13 protein-coding genes are annotated in these 14,093 nt (G+C 57.3%); 6 read left to right on the top strand and 7 right to left on the bottom strand.

Features of this window, described 5'->3' with window-relative positions; all coding sequences use genetic code 11:
* Window positions 1-65: 65 nt before the first annotated feature.
* Window positions 66-494, bottom strand: a complete 429-nt coding sequence (locus J2X72_RS06895; protein WP_310070043.1) for an OsmC family peroxiredoxin — start codon at window positions 492-494, stop codon at window positions 66-68.
* A 432-nt stretch (window positions 495-926) separates the two neighbouring features.
* Window positions 927-2,483 (bottom strand): MFS transporter, encoded by a 1,557-nt coding sequence (locus tag J2X72_RS06890; protein ID WP_310070041.1) that lies wholly within the window; start codon window positions 2,481-2,483, stop codon window positions 927-929.
* A 159-nt stretch (window positions 2,484-2,642) separates the two neighbouring features.
* On the opposite strand from J2X72_RS06890, the gene J2X72_RS06885 reads away from it, so the two are divergent.
* Window positions 2,643-3,602, top strand: a complete 960-nt coding sequence (locus J2X72_RS06885) for a LysR family transcriptional regulator (protein ID WP_310071006.1) — start codon at window positions 2,643-2,645, stop codon at window positions 3,600-3,602.
* A gap of 35 nt (window positions 3,603-3,637) precedes the next feature.
* Here J2X72_RS06885 and J2X72_RS06880 read toward each other — a convergent pair whose 3' ends face one another.
* The 3 genes from J2X72_RS06880 to J2X72_RS06870 form a co-directional block, all read right to left on the bottom strand.
* Window positions 3,638-4,282, bottom strand: a complete 645-nt coding sequence (locus tag J2X72_RS06880) for a response regulator transcription factor (protein WP_310070038.1) — start codon at window positions 4,280-4,282, stop codon at window positions 3,638-3,640.
* Between the two features lie 81 nt (window positions 4,283-4,363).
* Window positions 4,364-4,735 (bottom strand): response regulator, encoded by a 372-nt coding sequence (locus tag J2X72_RS06875; protein WP_310070036.1) that lies wholly within the window; start codon window positions 4,733-4,735, stop codon window positions 4,364-4,366.
* A 33-nt stretch (window positions 4,736-4,768) separates the two neighbouring features.
* The gene (locus tag J2X72_RS06870) at window positions 4,769-6,475 is read right to left on the bottom strand and encodes an ATP-binding protein (RefSeq protein WP_310070034.1); all 1,707 of its coding nucleotides are present in this window, start codon (window positions 6,473-6,475) and stop codon (window positions 4,769-4,771) included.
* A 490-nt stretch (window positions 6,476-6,965) separates the two neighbouring features.
* On the opposite strand from J2X72_RS06870, the gene J2X72_RS06865 reads away from it, so the two are divergent.
* From J2X72_RS06865 to J2X72_RS06845, 5 genes are all read left to right on the top strand, one after another.
* On the top strand, window positions 6,966-7,427 hold the full coding sequence (locus J2X72_RS06865; protein WP_310070031.1) for a DUF4126 domain-containing protein: 462 nt from the start codon (window positions 6,966-6,968) through the stop codon (window positions 7,425-7,427).
* Between the two features lie 351 nt (window positions 7,428-7,778).
* The gene (locus tag J2X72_RS06860; RefSeq protein WP_310070027.1) at window positions 7,779-8,582 is read left to right on the top strand and encodes an SDR family NAD(P)-dependent oxidoreductase; all 804 of its coding nucleotides are present in this window, start codon (window positions 7,779-7,781) and stop codon (window positions 8,580-8,582) included.
* A 266-nt stretch (window positions 8,583-8,848) separates the two neighbouring features.
* A complete protein-coding gene (locus J2X72_RS06855; protein WP_310070025.1) occupies window positions 8,849-9,481 on the top strand; it encodes an isochorismatase family cysteine hydrolase in 633 nt (210 codons plus the stop codon).
* 66 nt (window positions 9,482-9,547) lie between these two features.
* Window positions 9,548-10,540: an NADPH:quinone reductase gene (locus J2X72_RS06850; protein ID WP_310070023.1), complete on the top strand. Its 993-nt coding sequence runs from the start codon at window positions 9,548-9,550 to the stop codon at window positions 10,538-10,540.
* A 320-nt stretch (window positions 10,541-10,860) separates the two neighbouring features.
* Window positions 10,861-11,373 carry a helix-turn-helix domain-containing protein gene (locus J2X72_RS06845; protein WP_310070021.1) on the top strand — a complete coding sequence of 171 codons (513 nt, stop codon included), beginning with the start codon at window positions 10,861-10,863 and terminating at the stop codon, window positions 11,371-11,373.
* 24 nt (window positions 11,374-11,397) lie between these two features.
* On the opposite strand, the gene J2X72_RS06840 is transcribed toward J2X72_RS06845, so the two are convergent.
* Window positions 11,398-12,462, bottom strand: coding sequence for an HlyD family secretion protein (locus J2X72_RS06840; RefSeq protein WP_310070019.1), 1,065 nt, complete (start codon window positions 12,460-12,462; stop codon window positions 11,398-11,400).
* A gap of 13 nt (window positions 12,463-12,475) precedes the next feature.
* Window positions 12,476-14,050, bottom strand: coding sequence for an MFS transporter (locus J2X72_RS06835; RefSeq protein WP_310071003.1), 1,575 nt, complete (start codon window positions 14,048-14,050; stop codon window positions 12,476-12,478).
* Between the last annotated feature and the right edge of the window lie 43 nt (window positions 14,051-14,093).

Raw genomic sequence — 14,093 nt, 5'->3', positions numbered from 1 at the left:
CGGCATAATCCAACACCGCCTTTTGCTGCGTGAAACAAATCGGCTCCACGAACGAAACTTCCGCGTTACGGCAGCAACGTCGCCTTCATGCCAATGTCGATTTTCAAAATTCTAGCGATCGTGCAGGTGGTGCGCGCTCGTTCAGCGCAGTACTCGAACTGCTCCTGTGTTACGCCGGGTGCCTTCGCTTCGACCGTAACGAAAGAGCTTTTGATCGCGGGATGGCCATCGTCGCCATAGCCGAGTTCGACGACGACCGAAGTATTGATACTCTCGGATTCGAAACCAATCATACCGAAATTATTGGCGAGCGCTTGATTGAAGCAGCCTGCCTGTGCCGTCGCGAGGAGTTCCTCAGGACTTCCTCCGGGAGTGCCTTCGAAGCGGCTAGAGAAGCTGTAGGGTTTGTCTTTGAACGTGTCCGTTTCCGTCGAAATCGTTCCGCTGCCCTGTTTCCAGGATCCTTTCCAAGTGGAAAATCCGGTTGCAATCATTGTAGTTCTCCTATGTTCATCTGTTGGGCACGGTGACTGCGGCGTCGCCTGGGTCGGGCGATGGCTCAAGCCGGAGATGTGCAATCTCTCCGGGCCAGGGTGCGATGGCTTGTTGGTTGACGCGTCGTCAGGACGCCGCACCGCGTGTTGCCTGCGCTGCGGCGGAATCGGAAGAGTATTGTGCTAACCCATCATAAGTCGGTGACCGAAATCGTGAAGATGGCGGCGTCCCGGGCATCTCCTGCTTTCGGTCGTTACACCTGCGTGGTATCGGCCGTGATCGGGGTATGGACGTCCATAGTAGTCGCCTTTTTCTGCAACGTAATGAGACAGTGCTTACCCTCTCCATGTACGAAACCTTTGGGGGCCGCGGCTATCATACAAAGGTTTTAGACGGCCGTTCCGGGATCCGGGACTGCGGAACGGATGTTCTTAGGCGTTGTTGGAGCCTTCTATAGCGGGTCTCAAACCTTCGGCTCCGGCGCTGTCCTCCGCATCGCCACGAAGGAAAAGCAGGACGACCGTGGCCGTGATGAGGGTTATGGCCGTCAGCAGCCACAGTAGTGAGGTGAAAGCATCACTGTAGTCCCGGACAAGCTCCATAGAGGTAGAGTTCGGCAAAAGCATATGGGCTCCAATGAGATCGCCCGTAACGAGCCGCTGTGCCGCCTCGGCGGCGGCGTTGGTCCCCGAGCCTTCGTGAAAATAGCTCTTTGTCAGAGTGGATAGCACGGCGCTGACGACCGCCAGCGCAACCCCCTCTCCAGCGACGCGGGTGGTGCTGAAGATCCCTGTCGCCATTCCGGCCCGCTCCTTGGGAACGACGCTCACGGCCAGACCGTCCATCAGTCCCCAAGGTAGGCTGATGCCAACGCCAATAGTGAACAACGGCAGTATGAGGGCTCCCGGCGACGATCCTATAGGGGTCTGACTTAGCCAAAAAAGACCGATAGCCGAAAGAAGAAGACCTCCGCTGCAGACGGTCGCTGGAGCAAGCCAGCGCGTAAGCAGGCCCGCAGCGATCGGCAACACAAGCAGCGGTCCCGAAAGGGCTATCATGAGCTGCCCTGCCTCTATCTCGCTCATCCCCTCGACCCCGACGAAACGAACTGGGAGAAGCACCAGAAGAACCACGAAGGCGTATGCGGGCGCTGCCGCGAGTAGCTGGACGCCAACGAAGCGCGGATAGCGAAAGAGGGTCAGATCGAGCATCGGATGAGGGGTTGAGCGCTCGATGAAGTAGAAGCCGGACATCAGCAAAGCAGCGCCGACCAAAAGGCCGATAACCGTGGTGTCGCTCCAGCCCGAACCCGGGGCCCGCAGTACACCGTAGGTGAAAAGGGTAAGCGCCAGCGTGAAGGTCACGGCCCCAGCCCAGTCGAGGCCGCCCGCGTGGGGATTGCGGGATTCGTGCATAAAGGCGATGCCAAGCGTGAGTGCGATCAACGCCAAGGCCACGACGAGCGCGAAGATCGATGGCCAGCCGAACGCATCGATCATGGCACCGGACGCGATGGGTCCGAACGCAAGACCAACACCGAAACTCGCTCCGACGATGCTAAAGGCGCGCATCCTCGCGGCTCCCTCGAATTCCTGCGCAAGTGATGCCATGCCTCCCGAAAACGCCGCAGCAGCACCCAGACCCTGAAGGGCGCGGAGAAGGTCAAATACGAAGATGTTTGGGGCGAAGGCGAGCGCTGTCGAGAAGAGGGCGAAGGTGACGAGGCCCAAGACGAAGATGCGCTTGCGTCCGAAGTTGTCGGCCAGCGCTCCGCATGCCATCAACGTGCTTCCGAACGTCAGCATGAATGCGTTCGTCACCCAATTCAAAGCGACCGGGTCGCCGCCGAGCGTGTGGCTGATTGCGGGGAGGGCGACGGCCGGGCCCGTAAAGGTAAGCGGCATGGCCGCCGAAGAACAGCAGATGCCAAATAGGACGATCAGTTTTGTCGCGAGGCCGCGAGGATTCTCGTGGAAAGGTGTAACCATGGGGGTTCCGCCGGGTTGAGAGAAAAAAGATTGATGGCATCGACGAATCCAGAACAGGCTGGACACCATCGGCCCTATAAGGATAGTTTTGCTTCAATCCCCGGATTAGCCCCACAACTTTCCAATTATTCAGGAAGGATACGCTCGAATGAGGTCGGCATGGATCAGTTCAACCACTTAGCAGCTTTCGTCCGTACAGCTGATCTCGGAAGTTTCGTCGCTGCTGGGCGTGTGATGGGCCTGTCCGCGTCCGCTGTAGGGAAGGCCGTCACGGCGCTCGAGCGGCAGCTTGGTGTGCGGCTGTTCCAACGATCGACACGCAGCATTCGCCTAACGGAGGAAGGCCGCCTTTTCCACGAGCGATGCCGACGGGTACTGGACGATCTCGAAGATGCCCGAGCATCTCTCGCACACGCGGTCGCGACGCCAAGGGGAAGACTACGGGTCAGCGTTCCGCTCGTAAGCTACCATCTGCTGTTGCCTGTGCTACCCGATTTTGTGAGGCAGTATCCGGAAGTCGAACTCGACCTCGATTTCAACGATCTTATAGTTGACATGATCGAGGGGGGAATCGACGTGGCAATCAGAAGCGGTGACCTGCCGGATTCACGTCTGATGTCGAGGGCACTCAGACCGTTTCAGCTCCTGCTCTGCGCAGCGCCCTCGTATCTCCAGAGTCATGGAACTCCGATCCGTCCGCGCGACCTCGACGATCACCTCGCCATTCGCTTCCGGTACCCGAACAGCGGAAAACTGCAGGCCTGGCCGCTGAACTTCTCCGACGGTGATTCCGATCTTCGCGCCCGGACTGTGATGATCTGCAACAACATGGAAGCGCTGCGGGGAGCAACCGAGAGCGGTCTTGGCATTGGTTTCATGCCGGACTTCCTAGCCAAGTCGGCGATTGCCGAAGGGCGTCTGCAGGCCTTGCTCGCGGACTACCTCGACGGCCCCGGACAGTTCCACCTCCTGTGGCCGTCAAACCGCCATCTCTCGCCCAAGGTTCGTGTTTTTGTCGATTTTCTCAGCGAACGTCTTTTCGCGAACCAGTGCGAATTACCGGAGAGGTCGCAATCCAACTTGGCGGTACCGCTTCCGAACGTCGTCCGCGGCGATTGACCGTCAGCTCGTTAGACCGCATTTGCCTCGATCGATCACGCAGGCTCGAGCTGCGTAAGCAGGTCGCTTCGGCGTATGAGCTCGGCCACCGACCTGACCTGCATCTTTCTCATGACGTTGCCGCGATGGATTTTAACGGTAATCTCCTGGATGCCGAGTGCATAAGCGATCTGCTTGTTCATAAGCCCTTTGCAAACGACAGCCATCACCTCTCGCTCGCGGGGCGTCAGCGTCGCGGCGAGGGCCCTCGCTACCTCAACCTCCGATGCGCTTTTGCGGGATTCCTCGCTGCGGGCGAGCGCTGTCGTAACGGCGTCGAGCAGCGCCTGTTCGCGGAAGGGCTTCTCGATGAAGTCCGATGCGCCAGCCTTCAGAGCGCGAACGGTCATGGGTATATCGCCGTGGCCCGTGATGAAGATAATGGGAATTCTGCTGCCAATCCTTTCCAGTTGGTCTTGCAGGTCGAGACCGCTCAAACCCGGCATTCTGACATCCAGAAGGATACAGCCGGGACCGTCGTGAACGGGCTGAGCGAGAAACTGGCGTGCCGACTCGAAGGACTTCGTCAGCATGTTCATGGAACTTAGGAGGGCGACGAGGGCCACACGGAAATCCTCATTGTCGTCTATAACGAAGATCGTCGGGTCACTTGTGACGGAAGGCTTGGCCGTATCCAGCATCCTAAGCCCCTATTCCATGGGAATGTATCGCAACATAGTTTGGACCCGGCGGGAAGCGGGCGATCCGGACCCGCGTCAATGTCATCGATTTCCGAGCAGGCGTCCGAGAAGGCCGATCAGCAGTTCCATGTCCACGGGCTTGCCAAGGAAAGCGCAAGCTCCACCGTTGACGGCTGTGTCCCTGATGATGTCTTCCTGATGTGAGGTCATAAAGACTATCCGGTTGGAAATCGGGGAGTCCCTGAGAATTTCCTGCAGCTCCAATCCGGAGAGCCCGGGCATCTTGACGTCCAGTAGGATGCAGTCGATTGAAGACCTTTCCCCATAGGTCAAAAAATCCTCCGCGGACGAAAAAGCCCGACTTTCGTAGCCGTACGAGCGCAGGACGTCGCCCAGCGCTTCGCGGATGGCCTCGTCGTCGTCCACGATGGCTATTATGCAATTGGATTTCATGGATATGTGGGCCTTTGGCTTCATGCGAACAGGTCAATGTAGCGGTCCTCCAGCTTGCAGAACATCATACAAACGTTTAGGGCGAACCTCGATTCCCACGGGGAGAACGATCTGGAAGGTCGCGCCTGCTCCGTCGTTGTTTCTGACTGAGAGCTTGCCTCCCCGCGCTTCGATCGTCGATTTGCAGATCGCAAGGCCCATCCCCATTCCCGCAGGCTTCGTCGTAAAATAAGGGGCGAATACCTTGTCAAGGGAGTCGGGCGATATGCCTGGACCTGTGTCACTGACGGATATGGAGACATGGGAATGTCCCGCTGAAGCCAGTTTTACCGCGATCTCCCTAGTCGGTGATCGGGCCTCCTGCATAGCTTGCATGGCGTTCGTTATTAGATTTATGAGAACCTGCTGTAGCTCGCTTTTCGCCGCCGGCACCGGGGGAAGCTTTGCGCCCGTCCTGACCTCGAGCGATACGCTCTGGCGATCGAGTTCGTATTCCAAAAGTGCTTTCGTCTCTTCCACGAGTGGGGCCAAGTCGATCTTCTCCGTGGCGACAGGAGTGCGTGCGAGCATTGCTTTTGTCGTCTTCACGATCTCGCTGGCGCGTTGTCCGTCCCGCATCATGCGCTCTGCCGCCTTTCCGGCAGCAGCCAAGTCGGGTGGATCGCGCCGCAACCAGCGGAGGCACGCCTCCGCGTTCATAAGCAGGGCTCCGAGAGGCTGGTTCAATTCATGGGCTATCGAAGCGGACAGCGCACCCACAGTCGATGCGCGGGACGCTCTGGCCAGCTCGGTCTGCGCCGCCATCATTGTGGCCTGGGCCGCCTCGTGCTGCGTTAGGTCGACAAGGCCGACGACGATCCGATCGAGCCCGGTTTGATCCTCCGGAAATTCTACCGCCAGAAGGACGACCGACTCGTTCCCGTGGCTGTCGCGTATTCTACCTTTCGCTTCGTATCGGCGCTGTCCTTCGAAAAAGGCTTTGACGAAGCCAAAAAGCGCAGGGCAGTCATGTGGTATAAAGCGGCCAATAGGGCCGAGAGCTTGATCGTGGGTGATATTTCCGAGAATTTCTAAGGTGGCCTCATTGACCGCGACGGTCCGTATCGCCGACGTACAGGCGGCCGGGAACCGGGGGTTGTTCCGGGCATATTTTGCGATGTCGGTGACGCCGTCCGCCCTGAGGCGATCAAGAAGTGTCTTGAGTTCGGTGAGGTCCTGCTCCCATAGTGCGATGCGACTTTGCTGGAAAATCGACCTGTAACGGTATTCGCTGCGTCTTGTCTGATTGTGCGAGGCAAGGAGTTCGAGTCGGCTGGTTTCGTTCTTGAATAGCAGAGCGGTAGTGATCGCAAGCGCCGAAAGGGATCCGACCAGCCTCAGAAACGTCGCGAGGTCATCGTCCACGCCGTGCGAGACGAAGTAAGAGGTGACGCATAGGGCGGCGCAAAGCGCCCCGCCCGCAACTATCCCCCTTCGGGTGAGGAAGTCCGACGCCATTAGCATAACGATGACATAGAAGACAGCGACCGCGCTTTCTATGCTTGTGAACGTGTCGATGATGAAAACAGCCGCCGCATTCGAAAGCGCGGTGAGTGCCATTGCGACGTCGTTCTGTTCCTGCGTCGCAGACCGATCTCCCGCTTGCCATTTCCAGAGTCGCATCACGAGTTCGTCCTTTGTCACCGAGTGCAGGGCGAGGCAGCCACGGGGATGGTCGGTACCAATTTGTAGTGACTTCAATTTTTAAAGCCTTACAAGGGTATTAGTCAACGGGCTTTTTGGTATAGTCGACGACGCGAGCGATCTGGACCGAAATGCAGCCGAAGATCGTCCTCCGGAAACTAACGGATTTGTTCGAGCATCATTGTTGAGACAGCGAAAAGACCGCTCCCAAAGGCTGGAGCGGTCTTTGGCGGATTTCTCCGCGGAACCAGGCGAGGGGTGACGCCTGGGCCCTTAGGTGGATGGGACGGAAGCTCCACCTGCGCCCAGCTGGGAGGTGCGGGGCGATGGAGGCAACCTAAGGAATAAATGCAGAGTTCGATATTATACGATGGTTTTAGGCACTCAAACTTTATTAGACTTGCTTCAAAAATTGAAGTCACTATTTTAATCGATCGACCTTGGCAATGAGTCCGCCAGGATACGAGACTTCAAACCAAGCGACTGCGGCCCATCTTTTCGCGATGGAAGGTGCGGCTTTCGATGAAAACCAAATTCGGAGACCTTAATGATATTCTTTCTCGCATTGTTGATCGGCGTTGTCGCGGGCCTGCGGGCCGTCACCGCTCCCGCCTTTGTCGCGTGGGCCGCGTATCTCGGATGGTTTGACCTGAGTCAGACCCCACTAGCATTCATGGGGTACCGTTTCACCCCATGGATATTCAGTATTCTGGCCCTCGTCGAACTGGTGACGGACCAGCTTCCGTCCACTCCCAGTCGCAAAGTCCCCGTGCAGTTCGGTGCCAGAATCGTCCTCGGCGGGCTGTCCGGCGCGGCGATCGGCGCTGCCGGAGGCTCTCTGGCCGCTGGACTTGCGCTGGGTATCGTAGGTGCCACGATCGGCACGCTTGGTGGTGCGTCGGCGCGCGCGCGTATGGCCGCCGCATTCGGAAAAGATCGTCCCGCCGCAATAATCGAAACCGTGGTCGCCATTGTAGCCGCATTCTCTATCGTATCGACTGTCGCATGAATCGGTAACCAGCGAGGCGGTTTGGGACCGCTTCACCGCGGCCGACTGCCCACCAACAGGCCAGCGGGAACTTCCGTCAGAATTTCGTCGGACGGTCTTTGTCGCGATCGGCGTTGGTAAGGACCGCCGCGCCGACCATGTGGCCAAGTTTTTCGGCAAGTTTGCTGCCGGATATCTCGCCTCGAACTCTTGGTAAGATTTGCGTTGACACCATACATGATAATCGTCATGGATCGACACCAACCATGACATCCATCATGTTTGCACTCGACCCGCCACGAAGTTGGTTCAGGGCCATTCCGATAGAAATCTCAATCCGGGCCAATTGCTTTCGGCCCAAATGGAGCAACAATGACAATGAATGACAAGAAGGGCACCGCCGTCGTAACGGGGGCTTCTGCCGGAATCGGCAAGATCTACGCTCGGCGTCTGGCCAAGCGCGGATACGATCTCGTGCTGGTCGCCCGTAGGGAAAACCTGCTCGACGAAGTCGCCAGCTCGGTGCGTGCGGAATTTGGAGTGAAAGTCCAGACCTTGGTGGCGGACCTCGCCATTGCAGCCGACCTCGACAATGTCGAAAACCTGTTCGCCTCGGACGACAGCATCACACTTCTCGTAAACAACGCAGGCACTTCGACCCTCGGCTCCTTGACCGCCGTCAAACAAAGCGAAGTTGATGCGATGACGGGTCTGAACATCGGAGCGCTGGTGCGGTTGAGCCTTGCGGCTCTGCGCAAGTTCAATGAAAAGGACAGCGGAACGATCATCAATATTGGCTCCGTGCTTGGCTTCCATACTCTCCCCATCAGCAGCATCTACAGCGGTACGAAAGGTTTCGTGAATAACTTCACGCGAGGCCTGCAGGATGAAGTCGCCGGAACTAACGTCAAGGTCCAGCTGGTTCTACCCGCCGCCACCGCGACCGATATCTGGGAGCTCTCTGGCGTTCCATTGTCCGCTCTCGATCCCACGAGCGTAATGGAAGCCGAGCAAATGGTCGATGCCGCCCTTGCGGGCCTCGACCAAGGTGAAACCATCACGCTTCCTTCGGTGGAGGATGTCCAGCTGTTCGCCGACTACGATGCCGCACGTCTCAAGCTGCTGGAAGCGTCCCAGAACGGGAAGTCCGCTTCTCGGTACCTTTCCGCGAGGTGAATCGAGATCGGGCGAGTTTCACGATCGAAACTGGCCCGATCGCCAATGGATCTAGCAGTAGGAGCAACCAAGGCCAGTCGATGCGACAGTCGGCAAGCTCCCACCGAACTGTGTCGTTCTGAAAGCGGACTTGTATCACCCAATCTCGTTTGGCCGGCGGCTCTGAAAGGCGTGTCCATCGACATGGCCTTGACATCCTGATAACTTCAATATTTGAAGCCTTGGGTATTTAGGAATATTCTAGGCCCAGAGCAGAGGGGATAATCATGAGCAACAACGAGTACGACGCTAGCCATACCGCACTTCTTATTGTCGATCCGTACAACGACTTCATGACCGAAGGTGGCAAGCTGTTCGAAGCTATTAAGGAAACGGCCGACGCCACGAACATGTTTGCGAATTTGAGGAAGATCATCCCGGCGGCCCGCGCCGCTGGTTTCAAGGTCGTGATTGTGCCTCACCACAGGTCGGACCCGCATGGCCATGATTATGACGACTGGAAACATGTCAACATGTTTCAAGAGGCCAACAAACCAGTAAAGGCCTTCGAGGCTGGTACCTGGGGAGGCGAATTCAATCCGGAGTTCGGACCGCTGGAGGGCGATGTCGTCGTCAAGGAACATTGGGCCCAGAACGGCTTCGCCAACACCGATCTCGACATGCAGCTTAAGCAGCGCCGGATCGAGAATCTGATTTTCGTTGGCCTTGTCGCCAACAGCTGCATTGAGTCCACAGCAAGATACGGGATGGAACTTGGCTATCACGTAACCCTCGTCAAAGACGGCACTGCCGCATTCAGCCAGGACGGCATGAAGGCTGCAGCGACGAACGGGCCCATGTTCGCGCACGCAATTTTGTCGACGGAAGAGCTCTTGGAGCGCATCCCGGCCGCGGCCTGAAACGGGCCAAGACTTGCCCACCGAATCTAGATGGTGGCTTAGGTGACCAGACTTTGAGGACCGAGCATGAGAGCTGCATACTATGAGCGCCAGGGAACGGCCGCCGACGTCCTCGCTCTTGGCGAGCTTCCAGATCCCCAGCCAGGACCGGGAGAGGTTCGCGTTCGGATCCACGTTTCTGGAGTGAATCCGACCGACATCAAAGGCCGAACAGGCTTTGGCGGCGCGCCGATGCCCTTTTCCCGCATCATTCCCCATCAAGACGGAGCGGGCATAATTGACGCGGTAGGCAAAGGGGTGTCCAACTCCAGACTCGGTGAACGGGTTTGGGTCTACGAAGCTCAAGCGGGCCGGCCCGGGGGAACTGCCGCTGAGCTGACTGTGGTACCGTCCGAAAGAGCAGTTCCGCTTCCAAATGGCGTACCTTTTGAAATCGGCGCTTCCTTAGGCATCTCGGCGCTGACTGCTCATCGTTGCCTCTTTGCAGACGGCGACCTGAAGGGTCGCCGCGTTCTTGTGCAAGGTGGTGCTGGGGCTGTCGGTACCGCCGCGATTCTCTTGGCAAAATGGGCTGGAGCTTGGGTCGCGACCACAGTTAGCCGTCCTGAGCAGGAAGATGTCGTGCGCGCAGCCGGGGCCGATCTCATTATCAATCGCCGTACCGACGACATCGCGGCGAAGGTTCGGGCAGCAACGAACGACGCGGGTGTCGACCGTATCATCGAGGTCGATGTTGTGGCCAACATTGAGGTTGATATGGCCTGCATCGCGCCGAGTGGAGTAATCAGCAGCTATGCGACCGAAAATCCAGCTGCGAAGCTCTCTATTCCATTCCTGAAGGCGATGTTCAAGGGCTTGGTTTTGCGCTTCGTATTCGTTTATTCCGTGCCAGCGGCTGCCAAGCTTGAAGCGATCCAGGACATCAACAATTGCATGGTTGCAGGGGCTTATCATCCCGCTGTCGGCGCGTGTTTTCCGCTTGATGCTATCGTGGAAGCGCATGAAACCCAGGAGACTGGGCGCGTTGTTGGCAAGGTCCTGGTCAAGGTCTTCAGTTGACGAGACGCACAGGAAATCCTTTTTGCTGGCCAATCTCGCGATTGGCGATCTAGCTCATTCCCGTCGTTTTTTCGTGCGTTTGGGCCAGCGATCGCCCCAGAATGTGTCAAAAGTTCCGCATTCGTTCCTCAAACATTGACAATATCGCAATAAAATATCAAAAAAAACAATTCTATGGTTCAATTTTTGAAGTTGCTCTTGTTCTTGGGAAGTGAAGGAGTCATTTAAAGAAGAGGGGTGTAAATTATGCAGGGAAAACGAGCCGTCGCTGATGCTTTGGCGCTTCAGATCGTTGCGTAGAGTAACAAAGGGAAGATGTCATGAGTTGGGATGGGGTTTCGGACACCTTGTGTCCTATTGCCCGTGGGTTGTCCGTCGTGGGTGAACGGTGGACGCTCCTGATAATGAGAGAACTGAGCATGGGAACTCGACGGTTCGACGATATCCAGGCCCAGACAGGCATGTCTTCTCATCTGTTGTCGTTAAGGTTGAAGCAGCTCGAAGAAGATGGCGTGATCGAACGCCGCGCCTACAGCGAGCGCCCCAAACGCTACGAGTATTTTGCCACCCAAAAAGGAAAGGAACTCGATCCAATCCTGTTGGCCATTCGGGCGTGGGGCCTCAAGTGGGGCGAATACGGGCCCGATGCCGAGACTGCTGTCAAGATAGTCTCCAAAACGACGGGAGAAGTCATAGACAAGTCGCTTCGCATATTGGGGAAATCGGATATTTTCTCATTCGACGATACCGAGACGACGCTTAGCAATGCCTACTCGAACGAGAGGGAGCAAAGGCTCGACGCCTTCAAGCAGCAAAAATATGGCAGACGGTAACGAATTCATCGGGTGGCTGACACCCTAGTTTGATGCCAGCGACTGCCCGGGCGTCGAGCTCGTATCAACGGAAACGACGACCGAAAGTCCCGGGGACAGCTGCTCGGATAAGGCTTGGGAGGGGTTGATGGCGACTCTTACCCCGACCCTTTGAGCCACTTTCGTGAAGTTTCCCGTGGCGTTGTCGGGCCTTATCACGGCGAATTCCGATCCGGCAGCCGGCGAAAAGCTTTCAATCTGTCCCTTGAGTTTGGCATGCCCGAGGGCGTCAACCGAAAAGGTGACAGGCTGGCCGATCTTCATACCTTCGAGTTGGGTTTCCTTAAAGTTCGCGATGACCCAGACGTCGCGTGGCACAAGGGCGACAAGCTGCGTTCCTGCGGTCACGTATTGACCGAGCCTGACACCGACCTCACCGAGCCGTCCCGACTTGGCGGCGGTGATCGAGGTATGTTGCAGGTCGATATCGGCCAGCTGAACCGCTGCCTCAGCGCCGCTCACGGCAGCTTCCAACGATTTGCGGTTGACGATGATCGTTGCGAGGTTTTGCTTCGAGACCTCCAGCGCGGCCTTTGTCTCATTTACCGCCGCTTTGGCCTGATCGAGCGTGGCTTGCGCCGTATCTGAATCGCTTGTCGCAGATATCCCCTTTGACACCAGATTTTGGATGCGGTCCCATGACAGCTGCGCATGTTTGGCCGCTGCGTTCGCACTGTCTATCTGCGCTTCGCTCGAGGTGATGCCCGCGCGCGCCGATAATTCCTGCTGTCTTGAGTTTGCCAAGGCCGCCTTCTGGCTCTCGAGGGTGGCCTTGGCTTGATCCAGGCGCTGGGAGTAAATGCGGTCGTCGATTTTCACGATCAACTGCGCTTCGCTTACCTGCTGGTAGTCTTTTACAAGGACATTGGTAACGTAGCCGCTCACCTGCGGGCTCACAATCGTTACATATCCTTTGACGTAGGCGTTGTCGGTCGTTTCTACGGAACTGTCAAAGGGTGGCAGGTGCCACGCATACAGCAGCAACAGCACACCGCCGATGCCGACGAGGACCGCGATGACTTCGAGAGGGGAGCGTATTAATCTTTGCATCTGTTCGTCTCTCTCAAGCGGCGGCTGGGGCAGCGGCGCTGGTTCTGGTGAATTTCAAGGCGAAGGCCTGCAGGCCGAGATGACCGAGCATGATAATGAGCGCCGCCACTGCGATCGAGCCCGCGACTAGATACGCATCACCGAACGCGAGCACATTGGCCTCCCTTGTCACCTGTGCGGCGAGCAACGTCAGAGCTTCGCCGTTCATCAGGCTAGGGTCCCCCATCACCTTGGCATATGGCGTAATCAGCGCGCTGACACGGTCCGCGACGATTGGATTGGTCAGGCGTATCTGCTCGGCGAGAACGTTGGAGTGGAATTTCTCGCGGATCGTGATGAACGTGCCGTAGGACGCTGTCGCGACCAGCGCGCCAATGACCTGAGTGAACATAAACACGACGAAGAATGTAACAATATAAGCAGGACCCTTGGCAAAAGCCGCGTTGAAGAAATCCGCGAGAGTGGGGGGTATGAACATCGCGGACCCCATCGCGATGAGCGCCTGGCTCAAATACATCTGCTCAGGTCGCGTGAGATTCGTCGTCTGGCTGTCAATAAAGGCTCCGGTGGCAAGCAACATCAGGGCAACGACCTGTATGCTGCGACTGAGGCCCCGGTTCAGCAAGGCCGCGCAGACGAAGCCGCCTACGACCGTAAACGCGAGAATGATCAGATAGAGCGTCTGCAACTGATCGAACAACAGACCGATGTTTTGATACCACAACATCACGACGGCGGATTGTTCACCAGTCATCAAGCGGAAAATCAACAGGATTCCAAAGATATGGACGTTGCGCCACGTAAGCAGCCAGCGAATGTCGATCAAAGGGTGTTCGCGATTGAGCTCAACGAGCGCCGCCACACAGAGCGACGCGACCGCCACAACGAGAACCACACCGAGCCATGAAGCTTCGAACCACCAGTATGCACGGCCAACGGAAAGCGCGACGGCAAAACAGCCATAGCCGATAGCGATAAACATGTAGCTGAGGATGTCGGTGCGGACGATTACTTTCACCCGGGGCGGCGCTGTCAGCGGAAGTAGGAAGATAATCGGCAGCACAAGGAGTGCGAGTGACATCTCAAGCGTATAAAGGCCACGCCATCCGCCGTAATCGATCAGCGTCGGCGAGACCAGCCGCGTAAGAGGGGCACCGAGCATGGAGTTCATAGTCACTAGGCAAAGTCCCACTGTTCCGCGTTTCTCCGGTGGGAAGATTTCCAGCATGTATAGAAAGCCCAGTGTAGCCAACGGGGCTGCGGCGATACCGCTCAGAAAGCGGACGAAAATCGCCGACTGCAGGTCGGAAATAAACAGGTTCAACAGCGACGCTACTACGAAACTGATGACGGCCGCCTTTGCGAGGGCTCGGACGCCGAACTGCATGCGAACCTTGACAAGGAGGATGCCCAGGCTGACGTTTGGGGCCATGTAAGCGGCCGATAGCCAAGCGGCTTCCGTGGTAGTGGCGGCAATCGAGCCCTGTATTTGATTCAGGTTTGCGAGCGCGAGGTTCATCCCGAGGCCCTGGGTGAGGAAGAACATCACAGACGCCGAGAAATACAGTAACGCTTTCCAAGCCGCCATCGGAACGAATGGCGGCGCAACCGGGGCGACTTCGGGCTTCACC

Origin of the sequence: Phyllobacterium sp. 1468 (genome assembly GCF_031455525.1) — a bacterium.
Lineage (GTDB): Bacteria > Pseudomonadota > Alphaproteobacteria > Rhizobiales > Rhizobiaceae > Phyllobacterium.
The sequence above is the reverse complement of the archived record's forward strand: the minus strand, read 5'-3'. Positions and strand labels throughout refer to the sequence as shown.

Excerpts from the sequence above, each read along its gene's own strand:
- J2X72_RS06895 (WP_310070043.1), bottom strand. The coding sequence starts at position 494 with ATGATTGCAACCGGATTTTCCACTTGGAAAGGATCCTGGAAACAGGGC.
- J2X72_RS06890 (WP_310070041.1), bottom strand. The coding sequence starts at position 2,483 with ATGGTTACACCTTTCCACGAGAATCCTCGCGGCCTCGCGACAAAACTG.
- J2X72_RS06885 (WP_310071006.1), top strand. The coding sequence starts at position 2,643 with ATGGATCAGTTCAACCACTTAGCAGCTTTCGTCCGTACAGCTGATCTC.
- J2X72_RS06880 (WP_310070038.1), bottom strand. The coding sequence starts at position 4,282 with ATGCTGGATACGGCCAAGCCTTCCGTCACAAGTGACCCGACGATCTTC.
- J2X72_RS06875 (WP_310070036.1), bottom strand. The coding sequence starts at position 4,735 with ATGAAATCCAATTGCATAATAGCCATCGTGGACGACGACGAGGCCATC.
- J2X72_RS06865 (WP_310070031.1), top strand. The coding sequence starts at position 6,966 with ATGATATTCTTTCTCGCATTGTTGATCGGCGTTGTCGCGGGCCTGCGG.
- J2X72_RS06860 (WP_310070027.1), top strand. The coding sequence starts at position 7,779 with ATGACAATGAATGACAAGAAGGGCACCGCCGTCGTAACGGGGGCTTCT.
- J2X72_RS06855 (WP_310070025.1), top strand. The coding sequence starts at position 8,849 with ATGAGCAACAACGAGTACGACGCTAGCCATACCGCACTTCTTATTGTC.
- J2X72_RS06850 (WP_310070023.1), top strand. The coding sequence starts at position 9,548 with ATGAGAGCTGCATACTATGAGCGCCAGGGAACGGCCGCCGACGTCCTC.
- J2X72_RS06845 (WP_310070021.1), top strand. The coding sequence starts at position 10,861 with ATGAGTTGGGATGGGGTTTCGGACACCTTGTGTCCTATTGCCCGTGGG.
- J2X72_RS06840 (WP_310070019.1), bottom strand. The coding sequence starts at position 12,462 with ATGCAAAGATTAATACGCTCCCCTCTCGAAGTCATCGCGGTCCTCGTC.
- J2X72_RS06835 (WP_310071003.1), bottom strand. The coding sequence starts at position 14,050 with ATGGCGGCTTGGAAAGCGTTACTGTATTTCTCGGCGTCTGTGATGTTC.